The 22,785-nt window shown below is 71.9% G+C and carries 22 protein-coding genes; 17 read left to right on the plus strand and 5 right to left on the minus strand.

The features are described 5' to 3' along the window. Positions 1-79: 79 nt before the first annotated feature. Complete coding sequence (locus ABRP24_RS07770; protein ID WP_071245987.1) at positions 80-619, plus strand: gluconokinase; 540 nt, start codon at positions 80-82, stop codon at positions 617-619. On the opposite strand, the gene ABRP24_RS07775 is transcribed toward ABRP24_RS07770, so the two are convergent. Next, positions 606-866, minus strand: coding sequence for a hypothetical protein (locus ABRP24_RS07775; protein ID WP_349849764.1), 261 nt, complete (start codon positions 864-866; stop codon positions 606-608). The two genes, ABRP24_RS07770 and ABRP24_RS07775, sit on opposite strands and share 14 nt — an antisense overlap. A 214-nt stretch (positions 867-1,080) precedes the next feature. Between ABRP24_RS07775 and ABRP24_RS07780 the strand changes: the two genes are divergently transcribed. Both ABRP24_RS07780 and ABRP24_RS07785 read left to right on the plus strand, forming a co-directional pair. Next, positions 1,081-2,394, plus strand: coding sequence for a histidine kinase (locus tag ABRP24_RS07780; RefSeq protein WP_349849762.1), 1,314 nt, complete (start codon positions 1,081-1,083; stop codon positions 2,392-2,394). Further along, the gene (locus tag ABRP24_RS07785; protein WP_111056942.1) at positions 2,391-3,062 is read left to right on the plus strand and encodes a response regulator transcription factor; all 672 of its coding nucleotides are present in this window, start codon (positions 2,391-2,393) and stop codon (positions 3,060-3,062) included. The genes ABRP24_RS07780 and ABRP24_RS07785 overlap by 4 nt, the downstream gene beginning before the upstream one ends. A gap of 12 nt (positions 3,063-3,074) precedes the next feature. On the opposite strand, the gene ABRP24_RS07790 is transcribed toward ABRP24_RS07785, so the two are convergent. The 3 genes from ABRP24_RS07790 to ABRP24_RS07800 all read right to left on the minus strand — a co-directional run bounded on the left by ABRP24_RS07790 (position 3,075) and on the right by ABRP24_RS07800 (position 6,510). After that, complete coding sequence (locus tag ABRP24_RS07790; RefSeq protein ID WP_349849760.1) at positions 3,075-3,674, minus strand: class I SAM-dependent methyltransferase; 600 nt, start codon at positions 3,672-3,674, stop codon at positions 3,075-3,077. Between the two features lie 167 nt (positions 3,675-3,841). Further along, positions 3,842-5,338: a glucuronate isomerase gene (uxaC, locus tag ABRP24_RS07795; RefSeq protein WP_349849758.1), complete on the minus strand. Its 1,497-nt coding sequence runs from the start codon at positions 5,336-5,338 to the stop codon at positions 3,842-3,844. A gap of 62 nt (positions 5,339-5,400) precedes the next feature. Beyond that, entirely contained in the window at positions 5,401-6,510 is a 1,110-nt protein-coding gene (locus ABRP24_RS07800) for a LacI family DNA-binding transcriptional regulator (protein ID WP_349849756.1), read from the minus strand. A 120-nt stretch (positions 6,511-6,630) separates the two neighbouring features. Between ABRP24_RS07800 and ABRP24_RS07805 the strand changes: the two genes are divergently transcribed. The 12 genes from ABRP24_RS07805 to ABRP24_RS07860 all read left to right on the plus strand — a co-directional run bounded on the left by ABRP24_RS07805 (position 6,631) and on the right by ABRP24_RS07860 (position 19,540). Then, positions 6,631-7,986, plus strand: a complete 1,356-nt coding sequence (locus ABRP24_RS07805; protein ID WP_301625254.1) for an ABC transporter substrate-binding protein — start codon at positions 6,631-6,633, stop codon at positions 7,984-7,986. Further along, positions 7,986-9,008 (plus strand): carbohydrate ABC transporter permease, encoded by a 1,023-nt coding sequence (locus tag ABRP24_RS07810; protein WP_027464479.1) that lies wholly within the window; start codon positions 7,986-7,988, stop codon positions 9,006-9,008. The genes ABRP24_RS07805 and ABRP24_RS07810 overlap by 1 nt, the downstream gene beginning before the upstream one ends. Beyond that, positions 9,005-9,964 carry a carbohydrate ABC transporter permease gene (locus ABRP24_RS07815; RefSeq protein ID WP_349849753.1) on the plus strand — a complete coding sequence of 320 codons (960 nt, stop codon included), beginning with the start codon at positions 9,005-9,007 and terminating at the stop codon, positions 9,962-9,964. The genes ABRP24_RS07810 and ABRP24_RS07815 overlap by 4 nt, the downstream gene beginning before the upstream one ends. Before the next feature lie 73 nt (positions 9,965-10,037). Next, entirely contained in the window at positions 10,038-10,877 is an 840-nt protein-coding gene (locus tag ABRP24_RS07820) for a sugar phosphate isomerase/epimerase (RefSeq protein WP_173035888.1), read from the plus strand. Continuing rightward, complete coding sequence (locus tag ABRP24_RS07825) at positions 10,874-12,085, plus strand: Gfo/Idh/MocA family oxidoreductase (RefSeq protein WP_349849750.1); 1,212 nt, start codon at positions 10,874-10,876, stop codon at positions 12,083-12,085. The genes ABRP24_RS07820 and ABRP24_RS07825 overlap by 4 nt, the downstream gene beginning before the upstream one ends. Beyond that, complete coding sequence (locus tag ABRP24_RS07830) at positions 12,082-12,969, plus strand: sugar phosphate isomerase/epimerase family protein (protein ID WP_349849748.1); 888 nt, start codon at positions 12,082-12,084, stop codon at positions 12,967-12,969. The genes ABRP24_RS07825 and ABRP24_RS07830 overlap by 4 nt, the downstream gene beginning before the upstream one ends. After that, the gene (locus ABRP24_RS07835; protein WP_349849746.1) at positions 12,966-14,249 is read left to right on the plus strand and encodes a mannitol dehydrogenase family protein; all 1,284 of its coding nucleotides are present in this window, start codon (positions 12,966-12,968) and stop codon (positions 14,247-14,249) included. Before ABRP24_RS07830 ends, ABRP24_RS07835 begins: the two co-directional genes overlap by 4 nt. Further along, a complete protein-coding gene (gene manD / locus ABRP24_RS07840) occupies positions 14,246-15,598 on the plus strand; it encodes a D-mannonate dehydratase ManD (RefSeq protein WP_258373588.1) in 1,353 nt (450 codons plus the stop codon). Before ABRP24_RS07835 ends, manD begins: the two co-directional genes overlap by 4 nt. A gap of 47 nt (positions 15,599-15,645) precedes the next feature. Next, on the plus strand, positions 15,646-16,560 hold the full coding sequence (locus tag ABRP24_RS07845; RefSeq protein WP_349849743.1) for a hypothetical protein: 915 nt from the start codon (positions 15,646-15,648) through the stop codon (positions 16,558-16,560). Positions 16,561-16,644: 84 nt separating this feature from the next. Then, positions 16,645-17,904: a histidine kinase gene (locus ABRP24_RS07850; RefSeq protein ID WP_349849741.1), complete on the plus strand. Its 1,260-nt coding sequence runs from the start codon at positions 16,645-16,647 to the stop codon at positions 17,902-17,904. Next, entirely contained in the window at positions 17,901-18,557 is a 657-nt protein-coding gene (locus ABRP24_RS07855; protein WP_027464485.1) for a response regulator transcription factor, read from the plus strand. The genes ABRP24_RS07850 and ABRP24_RS07855 overlap by 4 nt, the downstream gene beginning before the upstream one ends. An 8-nt stretch (positions 18,558-18,565) precedes the next feature. Further along, positions 18,566-19,540 carry a hypothetical protein gene (locus ABRP24_RS07860; RefSeq protein ID WP_349849739.1) on the plus strand — a complete coding sequence of 325 codons (975 nt, stop codon included), beginning with the start codon at positions 18,566-18,568 and terminating at the stop codon, positions 19,538-19,540. Positions 19,541-19,680: 140 nt separating this feature from the next. Here ABRP24_RS07860 and ABRP24_RS07865 read toward each other — a convergent pair whose 3' ends face one another. Beyond that, the gene (locus tag ABRP24_RS07865; protein ID WP_349849737.1) at positions 19,681-21,189 is read right to left on the minus strand and encodes a phospholipid carrier-dependent glycosyltransferase; all 1,509 of its coding nucleotides are present in this window, start codon (positions 21,187-21,189) and stop codon (positions 19,681-19,683) included. A 273-nt stretch (positions 21,190-21,462) separates the two neighbouring features. Between ABRP24_RS07865 and ABRP24_RS07870 the strand changes: the two genes are divergently transcribed. Both ABRP24_RS07870 and pth read left to right on the plus strand, forming a co-directional pair. Next, the gene (locus ABRP24_RS07870) at positions 21,463-22,086 is read left to right on the plus strand and encodes a 50S ribosomal protein L25/general stress protein Ctc (protein ID WP_027464488.1); all 624 of its coding nucleotides are present in this window, start codon (positions 21,463-21,465) and stop codon (positions 22,084-22,086) included. A 43-nt stretch (positions 22,087-22,129) separates the two neighbouring features. Further along, entirely contained in the window at positions 22,130-22,717 is a 588-nt protein-coding gene (gene pth / locus ABRP24_RS07875; RefSeq protein WP_349849734.1) for an aminoacyl-tRNA hydrolase, read from the plus strand. Positions 22,718-22,785 lie beyond the last annotated feature (68 nt).

The raw sequence follows: 22,785 nt of genomic DNA on the forward strand, positions 1-22,785 counted from the left end.
CCTACGACCGGTGGTCTGGGACTGCACAGGTGTTCCGGGAACTGGGGACCAGAGTTCACCGGATCAATACTGTGGAGGGATGAGCGAGCTCGCTGTCCACCCGCCCGTCCTCGTGATGGGGGTCTCCGGCTCCGGCAAGTCCACCATCGGCCAGGCGCTCACCGACGCCCTGGTCGCGCAGGGTGAACCGTGCGTCTTCGTCGACGCCGACGACCTGCACCCGGCCGCCAACAAGGAGAAGATGCGGCAGGGCATCCCACTCACCGACGAGGACCGCTGGCCGTGGCTCGACGCCTGCGCCGAGCGGATCGCCGCGGTCGAATCGGGCGGCTCCCGGTGCGTGATGGCGAACTCGGCGCTCAAGCGCGCCTACCGGGACCGTCTGCGCGAGTCGGCGCGGGGTCTCGTCATCGCCTTCCTCGACGGGTCGCGCGACCTGATCGCCGAACGGCAGTCCCACCGCCAGCACGAGTACATGCCGACGACGCTGCTCGACTCGCAGTTCGCGACCCTCGAGCGGCCGCAGCACGACGAGGCCGCCGTCGCGGTGTCGATCGACGGATCGGTCGACGACACCGTGCGGGAGATCCTCGCCGCGCTCGCGGTCACTTCCGGCTGAGCTCGGACAGCCGGGCGCGGTACTCCTCGGCGTCGATGTCGCCGCGAGCGAACCGGTCGGCCAGCACACCGCGGGCGTCTGAGCGGGCGCGCCGGCTCCCTCGTCGGAGCACCCCGAACACCAGGAACACGACGAGGAACGCGAAGAAGAACGCGGGGAACAGGAAGAACGGGAACCCGCCGCCCTGCCAGTACGGGCCGTGGGCTGCTGCCGTCGTGAGTGCGGATGCGGTGATGGACGTGAACACGGTGATCTCCTGTGGTCGGTTTCGGGGCCGCTGTCGCGACACGTCGACTCTCCGGCCTGGAGGCCCGCCACGCGTCCGCCGCGCAGCCCCACTTCCGTCTGCTCCCGCGGTCGTACTGCGGTCGTCCCTCACCAGGGCCGTACTCCCCGGGGAGTAGTCCACAGGCACCCCTGCGGTCGATGCCGGGGCGGACCGACGTCCCTAGGCTCGACCCATGACGACAGGGCCACGCGAAGACGACCGCGACTCGGCTGGCGACCGCTGGCCGGGGCGCCAGCGATTCGCCCGGTCCGGTCGGGTCCTGCCGGTGGCTGTCGTGCAGATCGTCGGCACGATCCTCGCGTCCCGCATCACGGTCGCAGGGCCGGGCGGTCCGCCGTGGGCACGGCACGGTGCGGTCGGCGGCGTCGATCCCGTCGTGCTCGGCCCACTCGCCGGCGCGCTCCTCGTGGCCGGCGTCGTCGTCCTGCCGTGGCGGTGGAGGTGGCCACGGTCGGTGCTGCTCGTCACGTTGGCGACGACCGTCGGGTACGCCCTGGTCGTCAGCCCCCGCGGGCCCTTCGTGGCGGCGCTCACGATGGCGATCGCGAACGCGTGGCTGCGGGGAAACCGACGGACCGTGGCGGTGGCCGCTGTCGTCGCTGTCCTGGTGCTCCCGTCGGCCGACGTGCTGCTCGGCCGGGCTCCGGGGCTCGACCTCGGTGCTGTGCTGCTGTGCGCGGCGTGGCTGACGGTGACGATCGCCGTGTCCGAACTCGTCCGGGTGCAGGTCGAGCGGGTCGCCGAACGCCGTCGACAGCGTGCCGAAGCCGAACGGGTGCGGGCGGGCGAGGAACGTGTACGCATCGCCCGCGAACTGCACGACTCGGTGGCGCACAGCATGTCCCTCATCAACCTGCAGGCGGGCGTGGCTCTGCACCTCGGTGACGGACTCCCCGCGCAGACCCACGACGCCCTGCTGAACATCCGTGACTCGAGCCGCGATGCGCTCGTCGAGCTCCGGACAATCCTCGGGGTGCTGCGCTCGGTGGACGGCGGCCCCGCGAGCAACGGTGGACCCGATCGGAGTCCCGTTCCCGGCCTCGATCGGGTCGCGGAGCTCGTCGATCGAGCGCGTGCCGCCGGCGTCGCGGTCGAGCTCCGGATCCACGGCGACCCGTCGAGCGTCACCGGGACCACCGGCCGGAGCGCTTTCCGCATCGTGCAGGAATCCGTCACGAACGTCATGAAGCACGCCCCCGGTCACGACACGTCGGTCGTGGTCACCGTCGGGGCCGACGTCGTCGACCTGGTCGTCGAGGACCACCCGTCGGCCGTCCCGGACCGCTCCGCGCGACGAGTCGGCCTCGGCGCGACCGGCAACGGCATCATCGGCATGCGGGAGCGCGCCGCCGCGGTCGGCGGAGAGCTGTCCGTGGGTCCGACGACGGACGGCGGTTGGCGCGTCGTGGCGCGCCTGCCGATCAGTACCGGCGGTTCGACCGACGACGCCGGTTCGATCGACGTCGCGGACGGAGCCGGATCATGACCCCGATCACCGTCCTGCTCGTCGACGACCAGGTCCTCATCCGTGCCGGCCTCCGCGCTCTCCTCGACGCCGAACCCGGCATGGCCGTCGTCGGCGAGGCCGGCGACGGGGACGCTGCGGTCGAAGCTGCCCGGGCGCTGCGACCCGACGTGGTGCTCATGGACATCCGCATGCCCGGCACCGACGGGCTCGCCGCCACCCGCAGCATCAACGACGACCCGGACCTCGACGGCGTGCACGTCGTCATCCTCACGACGTTCGAGCAGGACGATTACGTCTTCGAGGCGATCCGGTCCGGGGCGGCCGGGTTCCTGGTGAAGGACACGGAACCCGCCGAGCTCCTCCGCGCCGTCCGCACCGTGGTGGCCGGCGACTCGTTGCTCTCACCCGGTGCGACCCGTTCCCTGGTCGAGGCGTACGCCACCCACGCGAAGCCGTCGTCCCTCGCGCCGGGCCTCTCGGTGCTCACCGATCGCGAGCGCGAGGTCATGCAGCTCGTGGCGGTCGGGCTCACCAACGCCGAGATCGCCGCGCGGCTGTTCGTCAGTCCGCTCACCACGAAGACCCACGTCTCCCGAGCGATGATCAAGCTCGGTGCCCGCGACCGCGCGCAGCTCGTCGTGTTCGCCTACGAGACCGGACTCGTCACTCCGGGCTGGCAGCCCTGACACCGCGGCCGATCAGCGGCGCACCGCACTGATCGCCCCGTGCGGCCGGTGCCCCGGGTCCGTGCGGGTGTGGACGTCCACGACGTCGAAGCCCGCTTCGTCCAGCAGCGCCGCCAGGGACGCGACCGGCCAGCGGTAGGCGGTGATGACCGCGTGGTCGAAGGCTTCGACCGCGGCGCCCTCGAAGAACCCGAGCAGCAGCCCACCGCCGGGGGTGAGCACCCGACGGAACTCGTCGAGTGGCCCACCGATCCGCGACGGTTCGTGGTGGATCACCGAGTACCAGGCCAGGACCCCGTCGACGCTGCCGTCCGCGAGCGGGAGCGCGTCGAGCGACCCGACCCGGAAGTCGACCGAGGCGCCGTGCGTCCGTCGTGCGTGCTCGACGAACTCCGGTGCCGCGTCGATGCCGCTGACCCGGTGCCCCTGCTGTGCGAGGTGCGCCGTCCAGTGACCGGGGCCGCACCCGGCGTCGACCAGGGCACCGCTCTGACCGGCTGCCCAGGCGTCGACGAGGGCTCGGTCGTCGGGGTGGACGGCGTCCATCGACCCAAGCAGCGCCGCGTACTCGTCGGCCCGAGCGCTGTACGCCGCCGTCACGCGCTCCTTCATGCGCCCGACCGTACCGCCGCAGCGCCGAACCGTGCGAGGTTCCGTGTTCCGTGCGACCCGGCAACCCTCGCACCGAGAACGGAACCTCGCACCAAGCAGCAACACCGCGCTGCGCCAAGCAGCCGCACTACCCGCGCCGCGCACCACCCGCCCCGCACCCGCCCGCGTCAGAGCTTGAACGTCGCCCGCGGGATGTCGGACACGATGCGTCGGGCGGTGCGGACGGCGTCCTCCTCGGAGACCTGGTGCGTGACCACGAGCGACGCCAGGTACGCCGCGTCCGCCCGCCGCGCCATGTCGTGCCGCGCGGGGATGGAGCAGTACGCGCGGGTGTCGTCGATGAACCCGGAGGTCTTGGTGAACGATGTGGAGTCGGTGACGGCCGACCGGTAGCGCCCGATGGCCGCCGGGGTGTCGATGAACCACCACGGTGCGCCCGCGTACACGGCGGGGTAGAAGCCCGCGAGCGGCCCGATCTCGCGCGAGAAGACGGTCTCGTCGACGGTGAAGAGCACAAGGTGGAACCCGGGAGCGGTGCCGAAGGACTCGAGCAGCGGCCGGAGCGGCTCGGTGAAGGACCCGACGGCCGGCAGGTCGTGCCCGGTGTCCGGCCCGAAGCGCTCGAGCGTCGGGGTGTGGTGGTTCCGGATCACCCCGGGGTGCAGCTGCATGACCAGGCCGTCCTCCACGCTCATCTCCGCCCAGCGGTAGAGCATGTCGTGCCGGTACGCCGTCGCCTCGGCCTCGGTGACCGACGACGCATCGCGAAGCGCCGCCGCGTGGATGCGTTCCCGCTCGCTCGACGGCAGGGGGGCGGAGCCCGCGTCGAGCACCCCGGTGTCCGTGGCGGTCGCGCCGTGTTCGATGAAGTAGTGGCGACGTGCGCGGAGAGCCGCCAGCAGCCCTGCGTGGGTGCCCGTGTCGATGCCGGCGGTCTCGCCGATCGACGCGACCACGGGCCTCCAGTCCGACCGCGTCGGGTCGAAAACGGCGTCCGCGCGGAACGTGGGGAGCACCCGGCCGGTGAAGCCGGCGTCCGCCGCGAGCTGCGCGTGCGCAGCGAGGTCGTCCGCCGGGCCGTCCGTGGTGGCGAGGACCTCGATGCCGAAGGCGTCGAAGAGCGCGCGTGGCCGGAAGGCGGGGGAAGCCAGCAGGCCGGCGATGTGGTCGTACTGGTCGTCCGCGTTCGCGGCGGACGGCGCCTGGTCGAGCCCGAACACGTCGTGCAGCTCCGTCTCGAACCAGTAGCGCACGGGGGTCCCGAGGAAGTCGTCCCAGTGCTCCGCCAACTGCCGCCAGATGGCGCGGCCTGGCGGCGTCGGCTCAGCGGCATCGCGCCAGCGATGCGCCGACGCCGCCGGGCGAGCCTGCGAGCCCGGGCGGGGCCCCGACAGGTCCGCGCGTCCCAGCGCGGCCAGGTCCACCCCGTTCGCGTGCAGCAGGCGGAGCACGTAGTGGTCGGGCGTGATGAGCAGCGACGCGGGGTCGCTGAACGGCTGGTCCGAGGCGATCAGCGCCGCATCGACGTGCCCGTGCGGCGAGATGATCGGGGCGTCCTTCACCGCCTCGTACACGGTGCGTGCCACGGCTCGCGCTCCGGGATCGGCGGGGAACAGCCGGTCGGGGTGCGGTGCGAGCCGGGTCGGGGTGCTGGTGCGGGTCATCATCGACTCCTTCGGGGGCGGCGAGTTCGCCGGTGGCGAGTGCGGGGGCTGCTCGTGCGGGATCAGTCGGTGCCGGTGCCGGTGCCGGTGCCGGTGCCGGCGCGAGGTGCCGGTCCGGTCGACTCGCGCACGGTCAGGTGGGTGGGCAGGGCGACGGCGCCGGACATGTGCTCCCCGGGCAGTTCGTCGGCGGGCAGCGCGCCGAGCCGTCCGAGCAGCATCCGGATCGCGACCCGTCCGGCGCGCTCGATCGGCGAGGTCATCGTGGTGAGCGGCGGGTTGCAGAAGTCGGCGCCGAAGATGTCGTCGCAGCCCACGATGCTCATGTCCTCGGGGACGCGGACCCCGCGCTCCCGCAGCCGGGCGAGCATCCCGATGGCGATCAGGTCGTTGAAGGCGATGCACGCGGTCGCACCGGCGTGCACGGCGGCGTCGGCGGCCGCCGCGCCGGAGTCGACGAAGGGTGCGTGCGGCCCGACCCGGGCGACGCGGATCCCCAGGCGCTTGGCGACCTGCACGAGGGCGCGCCACCGACGCTCGTTCGACCACGAGCTGTCCGGCCCGGCGACGTACAGGATCTCCCGGTGTCCCAGCGACACCAGGTGCTGCACCGCCTGCTCCACCCCGCCGGGGGTGTCGATGAGCACCGAGGGCACGCCGGTGGGCCGACGGTTCACGACGACCAGGGGGATCCGTTCGGCAAACCGTGCGATCTGCGCGTCGGACAGGCGGGACGCCGTGAGCACGACCCCGTCGGCCTTCGCCCCCACGGCGGTGAGTGCGGCCATCTCGGCGTCGGCGGACTCCTCGGTGTCGACGAGCAGCTGCGTCCAACCGGCCCCGGCGAGCTGGTGCTGGGTGCCCCGGATGACGTCGAAGTAGAACGGATTCGTGATGTCGGACACGAGCACGGCGACGGCGCGGGTGCGCCCGGACGTCAGCGCCCGGGCCTGCGAGTTGGCGACGTAGCCGAGCTCGCGGGCCGCCCGCTGGATGCGCTCCTGGGTGACGGGGTTGACCCGGTCGGGCAGGGACAGGGCGCGGGAGACGGTGGACGCGGCAACCCCGGTGGCGTCGGCGATGTCGCGGATGGTGACGCGACGCGCGGCACCAGCGGCGGTGCCGGCAGCACCGCCCGTGCGCCCGCCGCCGTCCGTCGAGAGGTCCTTCACGAGGCCGAACGTATTCGCGTCTGGCAACAAGTGGCAACCGGTTGCCGCATGTTGCCAACGGCGGAACAGTGGTGCCACCGAGCAGCGCCGCTCGGAGGAGGTCTCGAGGAGGAAACCCCCGTGAAGACGCGAAGACTGCAAGTCCGCACCCTCGTCGGTGCCGTCGCCGTGGTCGCCCTCGCCGCACTGTCCCTGCAGGGATGTGCCGTGGTGAACGGCAGCGGCGACGACCCGAACACCCTCCGCGTGATGATGGGCGCGGACACCACCTACCCCAAGGAACGCAAGCAGTGGCAGCGGGAGACCGCCGCCGAGTTCAAGCGCACGACCGGTGCCGACATCCAGTGGGAGACCTACTCCTCCGCGCAGGAGGAACTGACCGCGATCCAGACGAGCGTCATCTCGGGGCAGGGCCCCGACGTCTACGCGATCGGCACCACCTTCACCCCGACCGCGTACGCCACCGGTGCCTTCGTCGAGATGGGCACGAAGGAGTGGGACGCGATCGGCGGCAAGGACCAGTTCGACCCCGCGTCGTTCGGCATCTCCGGTCCGAGTGCGTCGAAGCAGATCGGGATCCCGTTCGCCAGCCGTCCGTTCGTGATGGCGGTGAACAAGGACCTGCTCGCGAAGGCCGGCATCACCGACATGCCCACGACGTGGGACGAGCTGACCGCCGACGCGAAGGCCACCACGGGTGACGGACGCCACGGCATGGCGATCGCCTACGCCGACGGCTTCGACCCCTGGAAGTTCGTGTGGGGGATGGCCCAGAACGCCGGCAACACGATCGTCGACGGCTCGAAGGCCGAGATCGACAGCGAGGCCGTCGAGAACGCCTACCGCACCTACTTCGACTGGGTGACGAAGGACGGTGTCGTCGACCCGGCCGCGATCGGCTGGAACAACGCCCAGGCCCTCGCGCAGTTCACCGAGGGCAAGGCGGCGTTCTTCCCGATGACGACCACCACCGCCATCAACTCCTTCAAGGGCACCAAGGTCGACGGCAAGTACGAGTTCGCGCTGCTGCCGACCGTCCCGCCGGGTGCGACGGAACGTCCGTCCGACGGCATCGAGGCCGCCAGCATCCTGTCCGGCGACAACTGGGTCGTCGCCGACTACGGCACCAAGCAGGAGCTGTCGTTCGCGTTCGTCAAGCAGCTCAGCGCGCCGAAGGCCCAGCTCGAGTACTACGACCTGTTCGGCAACCTGCCGACCAACGCGTCCGCCGCCGCCGACCTGGCGGCCGACAACCCGCAGCTCAAGCCGATCATCGACGCCGGCCGCCTGTCCAAGCCGACCGCGTTCACCGGCGCCTGGTCCGACATCCAGCTCGCCCTGGTCGACGTGGTCGTGCAGTCGATCCCGTCGCTGAAGTCCGGCGAGGTCACCGACGACCAGCTCCGCAAGCGACTGCAGGACGCCCAGAAGGACGCCCAGGCCACCCTCGACCGTCAGAAGAACGGAGGTCTGTGATGACCAGCACGCAGACCAGGCCCCGCACCGACGCGGCGCCGCCCCGGCCGGTCCGCCCCGCCGGCAAGACGCCCCTCTACAAACGGGAGCGTCCACTGTGGATGCTCCTGCCCGGCGGGGTCCTCATGCTCGCCGTCATCGTGGTGCCGCTCCTGGTGGGCTTCTGGATCGCGATGCTCGACCTCGACCAGTACACGCTCCGCCAGTGGTTCAGCGCCCCGTTCGTCGGGTTCGCCAACTTCACCGAGGCGTTCACGAACTCGCCGCTGCTGCACTCCATCTGGATCTCGGTGTCGCTGTCGGTGCTCGTCACGGCCGTGACCGTGCCGATCGGGGTCGCCGCCGCGATCTCGACCCAGAACCGGTTCCCCGGTCGCGGGCTCGTCCGCTCGATCTACCTGATCCCGTACGTGCTCCCCGCGTTCGTCGTCGGCACGTTCTTCCGCACGATGCTCCAGCCGCAGGGCGTCGTGAACTCGATCCTGCACACCGACGTGCTGTGGCTGAACGGCTCGGCGTCGTACTGGGCGCTCGCCGGGGTGATGATCTGGACGAGCTGGCCCTTCGTCTACCTGCTGTCCCTGGCCGGGCTGCAGGCCGTGGACAACGAGGTGCACGAGGCCGCCGCGCTCGACGGGGTGACCTGGTGGGCGAAGCTGCGGTACATCATCTTCCCGTACCTGCGCGGACCCCTCAGCCTCGCGGTGATCATCTCGATCCTGCACAACATCAACAACTTCACGCTGCCGTTCGTGCTGTTCGGCATCCCGCTGCCGTCCAGCGTCGAGGTGATGCCCGTCCTGACGTACATCGCGAGCTTCCAGTCGTTCCGCTTCGGCCTGTCCGCAGCGATGGCGATCTGCTCGCTCGTGATCGTCGCGATCCCGCTGTTCGTCTACCTGCGGGCGGTCAAGCTCGACACCGGCGACGACGCCGGCCCCAACCGGAAGCAGCGTCGCGCCGACCGCGCCACGCTCGCCGCCGCCCCGACCGCCGCCGACATCGACGGAGCACGCGCATGACCACCCCGAGCACGTCCTTCAGCACCCGCACCCGCCCCACCGCGACGCTCACCGAGAGCATCACGACCGGCAACGGCGGGCGAGGGAACAAGCGCCCGTACGACACCGACGTCACCCGGCTGCTGCCGCGCTGGCTGCTCGTCACCGTCATCGGGGTGATCATCGCGTTCATCGCCGTCCCCGTGCTCTACATCCTGTTCGGCTCGGTCAACTCCGACGTCGCCGTCGCCCGTGGCGAGTACTTCCCGTCCGAGTTCACGCTGTCGAACTACGTCGAGATCTGGTCCACCGTCGCCCTCGGCGAGGGACTGGTGAACTCGATGCTCACCGCCGGTGCCGTCGCCGTCGCGAGTGCCGCGCTCGCCGTGTCCACGGCCTACGTGCTCGTCCGGTTCCGGTTCCTCGGGCGGCTGACCATCCTGCGTGGGCTCCTCGCCCTGCAGTCGATCCCCGGCACGCTCCTGCTCCTGCCGGTCTTCGTGGTGTTCTCGAACATCGCCAGCGCCACCGGCGTGCAGATCATCGGCACCCGTTGGGGCCTGTTCGTCACCTACCTGACGTTCGCCCTGCCGTTCTCGACGTGGGTCATGGTCACGTACCTGCGCGGCCTGCCGAAGGAACTCGAGGAAGCGGCGCGCATCGACGGCGCCAGCTCGACGAAGATCCTGACGAAGATCGTGCTCCCGCTGTCGTGGCCGGGCATCGTCGTGTCCGCGATCTTCGCCTTCCTGCTCGGCTGGAACGACGTCCTGTTCTCCACGATCATGACGACCCCGAACACCCGGACGGTCGCCGTGGTCCTGCAGGTGCTCGGCACCACCCAAGAGGGCGGCGCGGTCCCGATCTACGGCCAGATGATGGCCGCCTCGATCGTCTGCGCGGTCCCCGTCGTCGCCCTGTACCTGATCTTCCAGCGCTACCTGGTCGGCGGGCTCACCGCTGGCTCCGTCAAGTAGGCCGCAACCCAGAACCGGACTGGAGGCCCGTGGCGGCCCCGCCACGCGCCTCCCGTCCGAACGAAAGGACACCATGACCGACCAGCCCAGTTGGGAACTCTCCGGTTTCGGCGACGAGATCGACGCCGACCCGGTCGTCCAGGTCGCGGTCCTCCAGGCGCTCGGCGCGAGCGCCATCGAGGTCCGCAGCGCCTGGGGCGTCAACGTCGTCGACCTCGACGAGGACCAGCTCGCCGGACTCCACCGGCTGCTCGACGAGCGCGGGCAGACCGTGTCCGCGATCGCCTCGCCGATCGGCAAGGTGTCCGTCGACGAACCCGTCGAGCACGAGGTGTCACGGCTCGCCCGTGCGATCCGTGCCGCGCACGCCCTCGGCACGACGAACATCCGGATCTTCTCGTTCTACTTCGAGGGCCGCACGCCCGACGACGTCCGCGACGACGTCCTCGTCCGGATGCGGGCGCTGGCCGACCTCGCCGAGCGCGAAGGCGTGACCCTGCTGCACGAGAACGAGAAGGACATCTACGGCGATGTCCCCGCGCGCGTGCTCGACATCGTCGAGAGCGTCGGTTCGTCCGCGCTCCGCCTGGCCTGGGACAACGCGAACTACGTGCAGTGCGGCGTCCGGCCCTTCACCGACGGCTGGGAGCAGCTCGCCCCGTACGTCGACTACCTGCAGGTCAAGGACGCCCTCGCCGCCGACTCGTCGGTGGTGCCAGCGGGCGAGGGCGACGGCGAACTCGTCGAGACCCTCACCGCGCTCCGCGACGCCGGCTACTCCGGGTACGCCTCGCTCGAGCCGCACCTCAGCGACTTCACCTCCCTCGGCGGGTTCTCCGGCCCCGCGGCCTTCGGTCGTGCCGGCCGGGCCTTCCGCACCCTCACCGACCAGATCGGAGTCACCCTGCGATGACCGAGCCCACCAACCCGCTCCGCCTGGCCGTCGTCGGCGCCGGTGTCATCGGACGCCACCACGCCACCGTCGCGGTGCACCACCCCGACCTGCAGGTCGTCGCCCTCGTCGACGCCGTGCCCGAAGCCGCCACGAGCGCGGCGGACGCGGTGCAAGCGGTGGGTGCCGCCCGCCCGATCACGACCTCCACCATCGAGGAAGCGATCGAACAGACCGACATCGACGTCGTCGCGATCTGCTCGCCGTCCGGCATGCACGTGCAGCTCGCCGAGGCCGCCCTGGCCGCCGGCAAGCACGTCGTCATCGAGAAGCCGCTCGACACCACGATGCCCCGGGCACGGCAGATCGCGGCGCTCGCCGCAGCCGCTCGCGACCGCGGGCTCGTCACGAGCGTCATCAGCCAGCACCGCTTCGACCCGGCGTCGGCAGCCGTCGCCCGGGCCGCGCATGACGGCGGGTTCGGTACCGTGACCTCGGGGCTCGCGAGCGTCGCCTGGTACCGGTCGCAGGGGTACTACGACTCCGGTGACTGGCGCGGCACCTGGGCGCTCGACGGCGGCGGCGCGGTGATGAACCAGGGCGTGCACACCGTCGACCTGCTCGTCTGGGCACTCGGTCGTCCGGTCGAGATCTCGGCCCAGACGGGGCTCCTCGCCCACGACCGCATCGAGGTCGAGGACACCGCCGTCGCCACCGTCCGGTTCGCCGGCGGGGCGCTCGGGGTCGTCCACTGCACGACCGCGGCGTACCCGGGGCTCTCCGCCCGGTACGCCGTGTACGGCACGCACGGTTCCGCCATCGTCGACGACGACCGGCTCGCGTACTTCCACATCGCCCCGGACACCGCCACGCTCGAGTCGGCGTCCACCACGTCGAACGCCACCGCGGTCGCCGGCGCGGTCGACCAGAAGGACCAGGTCGTCCCGCCCGAGCACGTCGTCGGCGGCCCGGCTGAACCCGACCACTTCGCCGCGGGCCACGCTCGGCAGTACACGGACATCGTCGACGCGATCCGGCAGGGACGCGAACCGGGGGTCACCGTCGACGCGGCCCTCGTGTCGCTCGCCACCGTCCGCGGGCTCTACGTCAGCGCGACGCTCGGGCAACCCGTCCGCATCGACGACGTGATCGAGGGCAAGTACGACGACGTGGTGCCGGTCGTCGGCACACCCGCCACCGCCAGCGCGACCGAAGGAGCCACCCGATGAAGTTCTCCGTGTTCACCGCCTCCACGCCCGACTGGACCCCGTCCGAAGCCACCGAGACCCTGGCCGCACAGGGCTGGGACGGCATCGAGTGGCGCATCGTCGACGACCGCCCGGCCGACGGCGCCGAGGTCCCCGCCGAACGGTCGTTCTGGGCGGGCAACAACTCGACGTGGCAGTACACCGGCATCCGCGACCGGGTCGGCGAGATCGCCCGGGTCACCGACGCCGCCGGGCTCGAGTACTCGGGCATCGGCGGCTACCAGTCGGCCGCCGACCACGACGGCGTCGAGACGATGCTGCGCGTGACCAGCGAACTGGGTGCCCGGCAGGTCCGCGTCACGATGCCGAACTACCGGGCCGAGAAGGAACGCACCGGCGAGACCTACCCCGAGCTCTTCGACCGCACCCGCACCGACCTCGAGTGGGCGGCGGACCGCGCGGCCGAACTCGGCGTCAAGGTGTTGGTCGAGCTGCACCACATGACGATCACACCGTCGGCCTCCGCAGCGCTGCGGCTGATCGACGGTCTCGACCCCGCACACGTCGGCGTCATCCACGACCTCGGCAACCTCGTGATCGAGGGTGACGAGGACCACCTCGCCGCGTTCGAACTGCTCGGGCCGTACCTGGCACACGCCCACGTGAAGAACGCCCGCTGGGTCGACACCGGCGACACCCGGGCCGACGGCAGTTCGATCTGGCAGCACGAGTGGGCACCCCTGCGCACCGGCCAGGCGTCGGTGTCCGAGTACCTCGACGCGCTCCGCCAGGTCGGGTACGACGGGTGGGTCACCATCGAGGACTTCTCCACCGACCTCCCGCTCGAGACCCGCACCGCCGACAACCTGGCGTACCTCCGCTCCCTCGTCCCGGTGTCGGCATGACCGACCGGCGTCCGGGCATCGTCCATCTGGGGGTGGGTGCGTTCGCTCGTGCCCACCTCGCCTGGTACACCGCCCACACCACGGGGGAGCCGTGGGGCATCACCGCCTTCACCGGCCGCTCGCCCGCGGCCGCGGACGCGTTGGCCGCGCAGGACTGCCGGTACACGCTGGTCACGCGAGCTGCGTCCGGCGACGGAGCCGAGGTGGTCGACACGATCGTGGCCGCCCACCCGGGCAGCGACGACACGGCCTGGAGGCACGTGGTCGCGTCCCCCGAGACGACCATCGTCACGCTGACGGTCACCGAGCAGGGCTACCGGCCCGGTTCCGACGTGCCGGCGCGGCTGGTCGCGGGGCTCGACGCCCGCCGTGCCGCCGGTTCCGGGCGCATCGCGCTGGTCAGTCTCGACAACCTGACGCACAACGGGGTGGTCCTGCGCGGCGCCGTGCTCGACGCCGTCACCGACGACGACCTGCGCGACTGGATCGAGGCAAACGTCGCGTTCCCGAGCTCGATGGTCGACCGGATCACCCCCGCGACCACCGACGACGACGTCGCGCGCCTGTCGGAACTGCCGGGTGCGCTCGCCGGAGACCGGGTCCCCGTCGTCACCGAGCCGTTCGCCGAGTGGGTGCTCGAGGACGCCTTCGACGGGATCGACCGCCCCGCGTGGGAGACCGCCGGGGTGCGCATCGTCGACGACGTCACCCCGTACGAGCAGCGGAAGCTCTGGCTGCTGAACGGCTCGCACTCGCTCCTCGCCTACCTGGGGTTGCAGCTCGGCCACGACACCGTGGCCGAGGCGATGGACGACCCGGTCTGCCGCACCGCCGTCGAGCAGCTCTGGGACGAAGCCGCGCTCGAGCTCCCGCTGCCCGAGGCCGAGGTCACCGACGCCCGCGCAGCCCTGGTCGAGCGGTTCGCCAACCCGCGCATCCGGCACACGCTTCGGCAGATCGCGTCCGGCGGCTCGCAGAAGCTGCCCGTCCGTGTCGTCGACGTCGTGCGGCACCGGCTCGCCCGCGACCCCTCGGCCGGCATCGGCACCGGAGCGGCCACCGCCCTCGCCGCGTGGTGGTTGCACCTCACCGAGCAGTCCGACCTGGTGGACGACCCCGGTGCCCCCGGGCCAGACTCGGACGTGCACGACGTCCTGGCCGTCGTCGCGCCCGAACTCGACACCACCCCCGTGGTCGCCGCCGTGAAGGCGGCGGCCGACCGCATCCGCACCGCCGCGGCACGCGCCCGCGAACGCTCCAACGGAGGAGTCCACGCATGACCGACACGACCACCACGAACCCCGCGGCCCCGGTGCCCGGGGCCGCCGACAGCGGGCCGGCCGAGACCACCGCCGGCCGTCCGGACACCTGGGCCTCGGCGGACCGCGGCCAGCTGATCGATCGGGCCGAGGTCATCGTGACCAGCCCGAACCGGAACTTCGTGACGCTCAAGCTCACCACGGCCGACGGCGTCACGGGACTCGGCGACGCCACCCTGAACGGCCGTGAGCTCGCGGTCTCCGCCTACCTGTCCGAGCACGTCGTCCCGCTGCTCGTCGGCCGTGACGCCAGCCGCATCGAGGACGCCTGGCAGTTCCTGTACCGGTCGTCGTACTGGCGCCGTGGTCCGGTCACCATGGCCGCGATCGCCGCCGTCGACATGGCCCTCTGGGACATCAAGGCGAAGGTCGCCGGGATGCCGCTGTACCAGCTGCTCGGCGGGGCATCGCGCACCGGGCTCATGGCGTACGGCCACGCCTCGGGCAAGGAGCTGCCCGAGCTGTTCGACTCCATCCGCGAACACCAGGAAGAGGGCTACCGCTCGATCCGGGTGCAGACCGGTGTCCCCGGCCTCGAGTCCATCTACGGCATCGCGTCGAACAGGACCACCGAGGGCAACGCCGGCGTCCGCTACGACTTCGAGCCCGCCCAGCGCGGTGCGTACCCGGCGATGGAGGACTGGGACACCCGCGCCTACCTGCGCCACGTGCCCACCGTGTTCGAGGCCGTCCGCAACGAGTTCGGTCCCGAACTGCCGCTGCTGCACGACGGCCACCACCGGATGACCCCGCTGCAGGCCGCCAAGCTCGGCAAGTCGCTCGAGCCCTACGACCTGTTCTGGCTCGAGGACTGCACCCCCGCCGAGAACCAGGAGGCCCTGAAGCTCGTCCGGCAGCACACCACGACGCCGCTGGCGATCGGCGAGGTCTTCAACACCATCTGGGACTTCAAGGACATCATCCGCGACCAGCTCATCGACTACGTCCGCGGTGCCGTCACGCACATGGGCGGCGTCACCCCGCTCAAGAAGACGATGGAGTACGCGGCGCTGTACCAGGTCAGGTCCGGGTTCCACGGACCGACCGACATCTCCCCGGTGGGGCTCGCCGCGCAGATGCACCTCGGGCTCGCGATCCACAACTTCGGCATCCAGGAGTACATGCAGCACGGGCCGCAGACCAACCAGGTGTTCCACCAGACCTTCACGTTCACCGACGGCTACCTGCACCCGGGTGACGAGCCGGGCCTCGGGGTCAGCCTCGACGTCGACGAAGCCGGCAAGTACCCCTACGAGCAGGCGTACCTGCCGTTCAACCGCCTGGCCGACGGCACCGTCCACGACTGGTAGTCCCCGGCGCCGTGGCGGGCACGGTGTCGAGCGGGCACAGTGGTGGCATGGAGTTCGCCGACGTCGCCAGGGAGCTGCTGCTCGTCGCGCCGCAGGACTTCGTCGCCGAACGCACCGCACGACAACGCGCGGCGCGGAAGGACGACCGTGCCCTCGCGACGGCGATCGGGAAGCTCCGGAAGCCCGCCCCGGCGGCCTGGGTGATCGACCTGCTCGCCCACGACGGTGCCCTCGACGACGCCGTCGACCTCGGACCGGCGCTCCGCAAGGCCCAGGCCGACGCCGACCCCGACGCGATCCGGACCCTCCGCCGGCAGCGCGCCGAGGTCGTCGACGCCCTCGCGCAGGCCGGTGCGGACCTGGCGTCCGACGCCGGACACCCCGTCACCCCGGCGGTGCTCGAGCTGGTCCGGTCGACGATCGAGGCGGCGATGGCAGACCCGCACGCCGGCGCGGCCGTCCGGTCGGGGCTGCTCGTGACGGCGCTCGAGAGCGTGGGGTTCGACGCGGTCGACCTCGACGGGGCGCTCGCGGATCCGCACGCGGTCCCCGATGCCTGGTCCGGCAGCGATGCCCCACCCATCCCCATCTCCCAGGCGAGGGGTGCGCGGAAAGCGAGCCGTGCCTCCAGGCCCGCGCAGCGCGACGCTCCGGAACCGGACGCCGATCCCGAATCCGAACCCGAACCGAAGCGCGACCCGGCCGCCGACCGGAAGGCCGCGCGCCAGGCCGAGACCGCAGCGCGCACGGAGTCCCGCGACGCCGACGCAGCACTCGACGCCGCCGAGGCCGATCTCGAACAGGCGGAGGAGCGCCGCGCGGAGCTCCAGCGTGCCCTCGAGCAGGCCGAGGCCGAGATCACCCGGCTCGAGGCAGCCCGCGACGAGGCCGAGGCGGCGAGCGACCGGGCGCGCGACGTCCTCCGTGCTGCGCAGGAACACCGCCGGAAGGTCGGCCGCTGAGCCGTCCGGTCGGACCTCATCACCTCGGATGAAAAGCGGCCGAACGGCTCGGTCCCCGTCCGGCGCGGCCCATACGCTCGCGTCATGACCTCCCTCCTCCGCCGGTACCGGCACCTGCTGGCCCCCGCCGCCGGCGCCGTGTACCTCGTGCTCTGGATCGTCGCCGAGGCCGGACGCGCGGGGCTCGCCGACCACGTCGTCGTGGTGTCGGCCTTCGCCGTCGCCATCGGCCTCGCCGCGTGGATGCCCGCGACCGCGCTCGGACTGGTCGTCGGCATCCCGCTCCTGCAGGCGGCCCGGCTGCTCACCCGGCCGACCGACACGACCTGGCCGGAGTACCTGGCGATCGCGATCGTCGTCGGCGTCGTCGGCGCCGGTCGGTCCGATCTGCTCCGCTACCTGGCGGTCCCCGTGCTCCTGCTCGCGAGCGCGGCGGCCGCCTGGGCGATGGCGGTCCCGACCGCTGCCGACCAGGACGTCTGGGGCAGCTGGGTGGGGACCTCCGGAGGGACCCGGTCCGACCTCGTCACGATCACCTTCGCGTTCGTCGGGGTCAGCGGTGTCACCTGGGCGGTCGGCGTGGCCATCGGTGCCGCGTGGCGGATCGGCCTCGCCCGGGTCCGGGTGGTCGAGGCGCAACGCCGCACCGAGGTGACCACGACCGAGCTCCGGGCCGAGCAGGAGCGCGCACGGATCGCCCGCGACGTGCACGACTCGCTCGCCCACTCCCTGGCGGTCGTCGTGTCCCAGGCCCAGGGTGCCGCCGCCATCGCCGTGCGGGACGAACACGCCGCCCGGGCGCTGCAGGACATCGCCGACGTGAGCCGCTCGGCGCTGGGCGACGTCCGGGCCCTGGTGGAACGCATCCAGGCGAGCGACGACGCCGACCGTCACGGGCTGGCCGACGTCCCCGACCTGGTGGAGGACATGCGGGAGCTCGGGATGACCGCGACGTTCGAGGAGCACGGCGCCGGGGTCCTGCCCGCGGGCAGCGCCAGCGCGGTGCACCGGATCGTGCAGGAGAGCCTGACGAACGTGCTGAAGCACCAGGGGCGGACAGCGACGGCCCGGGTGGCGCTCGACTGGCGCGGCCCGGGGCTCGGCGTCGTCGTGACGTCACGGGGGAGCGAACCCCTCGTCGAGCTCGACGGCGCGGGGTCCGGTGTCGCCGGGATGCAGGAGCGTGCCCGGCTGGCCGGCGGCTGGCTGCGTGCCGGTGTCGGCGACACCCCGGACGAGTGGGTCGTCACTGCGTGGCTGCCGACGATCGCCGCCGTGCCGACCACGGCGACGGCCGACACCGACACCGACACCGCGGCCGTCCTGCCGGAGCACGTCCGATGAGCGCCGTCCGCGTCGCCGTCGTCGACGACCAGCGACTGTTCGCCACCGGGATGCAGATGCTCGTCGACGCCCAGGACGACATGACCTGTGTCGGGACCGCCGGTGACGGTGCCGCCGCCCTCGAGCTCTGCGCCGCCGAACACCCCGACGTGCTGCTGCTCGACCTGCGGATGCCGGTCATGAACGGCATCGAGACCCTGACGCGTCTCGTCGCCTCGACCCAGGACCGCCCGCGGGTCGTCGCGCTCACGACCATCCGCCGCGACGATGCCGTGCTCGCCGCACTCCGCGCCGGCGCCGCCGCGTTCCTGACCAAGGACGCCCTGCCCGACGTCGTCACCGCGACCATCCGTGACGTGCACGCCGGGCGACCGGCCCCGACCGAAGCCGAGGCACTCGACCTGCTGCGCGCGCAGGGCACCCCGGCCGTGACCGACCGACGCGACGAGGTCCTCGACGCGCTGACGGCCCGCGAGCGCGAGGTCTTCCTGCTTGTCGCGAAGGGGCTCAGCAACGCCGAGATCGCCGAGTCGGTCTTCCTGAGCGACGCCACCGTGAAGACCCACGTCCGCGCCGTCCTGACGAAGCTCGGACTCCGGAACCGGATCCAGGTCGTCATCACCGCACACGAACGCGGCCTCGTCCGCGCCTAGGGGGAACCATGCAGATCACGAACCGCGTCGCGAAGACCGGCACCGCCGTCGTCGTCCTCGCCGGACTGGCCACCGCCGTCGTCCACGGGTTGCCCGAACGCGCCGACGTCGCGGTCGCCCCCACCGTCGAACAGGACAGCACGGCGTGGGCGATGCCGCTCGACGCCTTCGTCGCACCGGCCTCGTCGAAGACCACGTACGCCGAGGACCTCGTCGCCCAGCCCTGCCTGCGGAAGGCCGGCATCGACGACCCGGCTCCCTGGGCGACCGCGGCCGGGCTGCAGGCCGACGACGACGCGGCCGACACCGCCGCTCGGGCGAACCCCGCACCCGCACTCGCGACCACCCGGCCCCTCACCGCGGCGCTCGCCGAGACCCGCGGTTACCACGGGCCGTCCGCCGCCGGTGCGAACCAGGAGGGCCTGCGGCAGTGGGGGTACGACCCGGACCGCCAGGCCGCGTTCGCGGCGCTCCCGGACGACGTGGCCGCCCGTTGCTGGAACGCCGCCCGGAAGACCCTCGGCACCACGCTGCGCGGCACCGAGCAGACCGCGTCCGAACTGGCCCAGCGCCTGACGTACCTGGCGGCGCTGGACGCACGCCAGGACGACCCGGTCCGCACGGCCGCGGCCGGGTGGCGCACCTGCATGGCGCCGTCCGGTGTGCCGGACCTGCCGTCGGGTCCGGAGGGCATGCCGACCCCCTCGATGCACGTCAGCGCCCGTGACGGCGACCAGGTCGTCCTGTTCTCGGACGATCCGGGGAGGGCCGAGGTCGCCGTCGCCGGACGGGACGTCGCGTGCCAGGAGTCATCCGGCTACCGCAGCGCGCTGTACGCGGCGGAGTGGGAACGGCTGCTGCACGTCACCGCGACCGACGCGGCCGCGCTCCGGAAGGGTTCGACGCGGCAGCCGCAGGTGGACGCCCGCCTCGACCGGGTGATCGCGCGGCTCGCCCCGGCGGCACCGGCGGACGTCGACTGACGCGGCGGTCGCGGAGAGCGGTCCTGGGGGGAGCGCCCCGCGCCCGCCGCGTGGGGACGACGGACGGGAGGCCCGTGGCGGGACCGCCACGGGCCTCCCGTCCGTCCCGCTGCCCGGGGGACGTCGCGTGTCGACCCGTGTCAGCCCGGGACGGCTTCGAGGACCCCGTCCCGTTCGCGGAGCGCGCCGTGCTTCGGGACCCACACCTGCAACTCGTCGACGGTGAAGTGCTCGAGGTCGTCGCGGTGTGCCGCCAGGTACGAGGCGATCCCGGGCTTCATCGGGAACCGCGGGTCGATCCCCTGCACCACGGCGACGACGTCGTCGGCGTCCGGCTCCCAGGTGCCGCGCTCGAAGAAGTACGGCCGCCACGCAACCAGGTTGTACCCGCTGAACAGGACGGTGCCGTCGTCGACGCCACGTGCCCGCAACTCGGCGTCGAGCCGGGCGACACCAGCCGGACGCGCCTGCGCCACCGCGCTGCCGAGCCGGACCACCGGCACGACGGCGAGGGCGAGCACGAGGCAGACCGCCGTGACCCGCAGTACCCGCTGCCGACGGCTGACGGGCCTGGACGGCCAGCCGGCACGTCCGAGTCCGATGCCGGCGAGGGCGATGAGGAGCGGCATCCACGCGTAGTAGTAGTGCGCGAGTGCGACGTCCGACGCGGTCAGGAAGGCGACCTGCGCACCGAGGCCGATGCCGAGGTAGGCGACGAGCCGGTCGGGTCGGAACACGAACGCCGCGACCAGCCCGATGACCAGCACGAGGACCACCCAGCGGCTGGTGCCCTGCGTGAAGTACACGAAGTTCGCCCACCACGGGGCGAACAGGTACTCGCGACCGAGCAGCTCGATGGAGTGGCCGAGCTCCGCGTGCCCGGTCTGGAACTGCAGCATGTGCACGAAGCCGCGCTCGAAGCCCACGGGCGCGTACAGCAGCACGAACGCGACGACGAACGACCCGGCCGCGATCAGCCCGCCGGTCAACAGGTCCCACCACCGGCGGAACAGGATCGGCAACGCGATGATCGCCACGACGAGCACGGCGGAGGTCATCTTCGACGTCACGGACAGGGCGAGCAACAGGCCGGACGCAGCGGCCCAGAGCCAGCGTCGGCGGTCGGCGCCGTTCACCCACCGCCACGCGGCGTACAGCGCGGCGACCGCGAAGAACACCATGACCGGTTCGAGCAGCGCCGTGCGGTCCATCCTGGTGGCGACACCTGAGCCCGGGTCACCCCAGGCGATGCCGTTCGCCCGGGGGGTGAGCCACCAGAGGGCGGCGGCGATGAGTGCCGCCCAGTACCCGACCGGACGGCGGAACCACAGGAAGAACAGGAGCCCGGTGCCCAGCGAGGCGGTCGCCGCGACGTAGCGCGGACCGAGCGGCCCCGGAGCGCCGAGGACGACCTCCGCCAGGCCGAACAGGTACTTCGCCGTCGGCGGGTGCTCGAGGTTGCGGATGAAGACGCCGTGCAGGTACTCCCAGCCGGACACCACGTACACGTCCTCGTCGACGTCCACGCGCTGCCGGCCCACGTGCCAGTAGGCGAAGACCACCGCGGCGGCGACGACGACCAGGAACGCGACGATCCGCACGACCCGCGGACGGTCGAGCGTTCGGCGGGCACGGTGGGAGGCGATCACGGTGGACAAGTCTCACACGCGGAGGTCGGCCGCGACGTGAGCCGGTCCCGTCCTGACCGCACCTGCACCCGTGGTCCGACACGCCCGGACGGGTGCTGCTAGACTCAGTCCCTGACTTCGGCGAGGGCTGCGTACGCGCGGCCGTGATCGACGCGGTGGGATACCCGGCAAGACCCTGGGATCGTTCCTCACGCGTGCACGCGTTCGAGTTGCAACACCACAGACCCCCACGATGCCGGCACCCCGGCGTCGTCCCCGACACCAGGAGGCACCATGGCCGACTACACCAAGCTCGCAGCGGAAGTCCGCACCAAGTTCGGCAAGGGCGCTGCTCGCAAGCTCCGCGCGGCCGACAAGATCCCCGCGGTCGTCTACGGCCACGGCACCGAGCCGATGCACATCTCGCTGCCCGGCCACGAGACCATGCTGCTCGTCCGTACCGCCAACGCGGTCGTCGACCTCGACATCGAGGGCGCTGCGCAGCTCGCCCTCGTCAAGGACGTCCAGCGTGACCCGGTGCGCCAGATCATCGAGCACATCGACCTCGTGGTCCTCCGTCGCGGCGAGAAGGTCACGGTCGACGTGCCCGTCGTCGTCGAGGGCGAGTCCTTCTCCGGCACCATCCACGTGCAGGACCTCAACACGATCTCGCTGCTCGTGCTCGCCACCGACATCCCGGAGCACGTCTCCGTGAACGTCGAGGGCCTCGAGGACGGCGTGCAGATCCACGCCTCGCAGCTCGAGCTCCCCGAGGGCGCCGAGCTCGAGACCGACCCCGAGGCGCTGGTCGTCGCGATCGTCACCCCGCGTGGCACCGCTGACGACGACGCCGCGGACGAGGCCTCGGCCGAGGCCGGCGCCGAGTCGGGTGCCGAGGGCGCCGCGGACTCCGAGTAACACCCCTTCGAAGACATCTGGTCGACGCTGTGACACTGCGCTCATGAACGGCAGCAGCATCCTGGTGGTGGTCGGGCTCGGGAACCCCGGGCCCGACTACGCCGGCAACCGCCACAACGTCGGCCAGATGGTCCTCGACGAACTCGCTTCCCGCATGGGAGCGTCGTTCAAGAAGCACAAGACGCCGAACCAGGTCACCGAGGGGCGCCTGGTGCCCGGCGGCACACGACTCGTGCTGGCGAAGCCCGGGTCGTTCATGAACACCTCGGGCGGACCGGTCTCCTCGGTGCTCGGGTTCTACAGCGCCACCCCGGCCGACCTCGTCGTCGTGCACGACGAGCTCGACCTGCCGTTCGACACCGTCCGCCTGAAGGGCAACGGCGGGCACGGCGGGCACAACGGGCTGCGCGACATCATCAAGGCCACCGGCACGAACGAGTTCATGCGCGTCCGGGTCGGCATCGGGCGTCCGCCCGGTCGGCAGGACCCGGCCGACTACGTGCTGCGTGACTTCTCCGCAGCCGAGAAGAAGACGCTGCCGATCCTGCTGGCCGACGCGGCCGACGCGGTGGAAGCGATCGCCGAGGTCGGGTTGCTCGCCGCACAGCAGCGCGTGCACGCTCCGTCCTGAGCGCTCGGCGCTGTTCGCCCGTCGCGCACGCCGCGGCCGGTGTCGGTGGCGGCCGGTACCATCTCCTG

It is taken from the genome of Curtobacterium sp. WHRI 8282 (assembly GCF_040223925.2).
GTDB classification, from domain to species: domain Bacteria; phylum Actinomycetota; class Actinomycetes; order Actinomycetales; family Microbacteriaceae; genus Curtobacterium; species Curtobacterium flaccumfaciens.

Excerpts from the sequence above, each read along its gene's own strand:
- ABRP24_RS07770 (WP_071245987.1), top strand. The coding sequence starts at position 80 with ATGAGCGAGCTCGCTGTCCACCCGCCCGTCCTCGTGATGGGGGTCTCC.
- ABRP24_RS07780 (WP_349849762.1), top strand. The coding sequence starts at position 1,081 with ATGACGACAGGGCCACGCGAAGACGACCGCGACTCGGCTGGCGACCGC.
- ABRP24_RS07785 (WP_111056942.1), top strand. The coding sequence starts at position 2,391 with ATGACCCCGATCACCGTCCTGCTCGTCGACGACCAGGTCCTCATCCGT.
- ABRP24_RS07790 (WP_349849760.1), bottom strand. The coding sequence starts at position 3,674 with ATGAAGGAGCGCGTGACGGCGGCGTACAGCGCTCGGGCCGACGAGTAC.
- uxaC (WP_349849758.1), bottom strand. The coding sequence starts at position 5,338 with ATGACCCGCACCAGCACCCCGACCCGGCTCGCACCGCACCCCGACCGG.
- ABRP24_RS07810 (WP_027464479.1), top strand. The coding sequence starts at position 7,986 with ATGACCAGCACGCAGACCAGGCCCCGCACCGACGCGGCGCCGCCCCGG.
- ABRP24_RS07815 (WP_349849753.1), top strand. The coding sequence starts at position 9,005 with ATGACCACCCCGAGCACGTCCTTCAGCACCCGCACCCGCCCCACCGCG.
- ABRP24_RS07820 (WP_173035888.1), top strand. The coding sequence starts at position 10,038 with ATGACCGACCAGCCCAGTTGGGAACTCTCCGGTTTCGGCGACGAGATC.
- ABRP24_RS07825 (WP_349849750.1), top strand. The coding sequence starts at position 10,874 with ATGACCGAGCCCACCAACCCGCTCCGCCTGGCCGTCGTCGGCGCCGGT.
- ABRP24_RS07830 (WP_349849748.1), top strand. The coding sequence starts at position 12,082 with ATGAAGTTCTCCGTGTTCACCGCCTCCACGCCCGACTGGACCCCGTCC.
- ABRP24_RS07835 (WP_349849746.1), top strand. The coding sequence starts at position 12,966 with ATGACCGACCGGCGTCCGGGCATCGTCCATCTGGGGGTGGGTGCGTTC.
- manD (WP_258373588.1), top strand. The coding sequence starts at position 14,246 with ATGACCGACACGACCACCACGAACCCCGCGGCCCCGGTGCCCGGGGCC.
- ABRP24_RS07845 (WP_349849743.1), top strand. The coding sequence starts at position 15,646 with ATGGAGTTCGCCGACGTCGCCAGGGAGCTGCTGCTCGTCGCGCCGCAG.
- ABRP24_RS07850 (WP_349849741.1), top strand. The coding sequence starts at position 16,645 with ATGACCTCCCTCCTCCGCCGGTACCGGCACCTGCTGGCCCCCGCCGCC.
- ABRP24_RS07855 (WP_027464485.1), top strand. The coding sequence starts at position 17,901 with ATGAGCGCCGTCCGCGTCGCCGTCGTCGACGACCAGCGACTGTTCGCC.
- ABRP24_RS07860 (WP_349849739.1), top strand. The coding sequence starts at position 18,566 with ATGCAGATCACGAACCGCGTCGCGAAGACCGGCACCGCCGTCGTCGTC.
- ABRP24_RS07870 (WP_027464488.1), top strand. The coding sequence starts at position 21,463 with ATGGCCGACTACACCAAGCTCGCAGCGGAAGTCCGCACCAAGTTCGGC.
- pth (WP_349849734.1), top strand. The coding sequence starts at position 22,130 with ATGAACGGCAGCAGCATCCTGGTGGTGGTCGGGCTCGGGAACCCCGGG.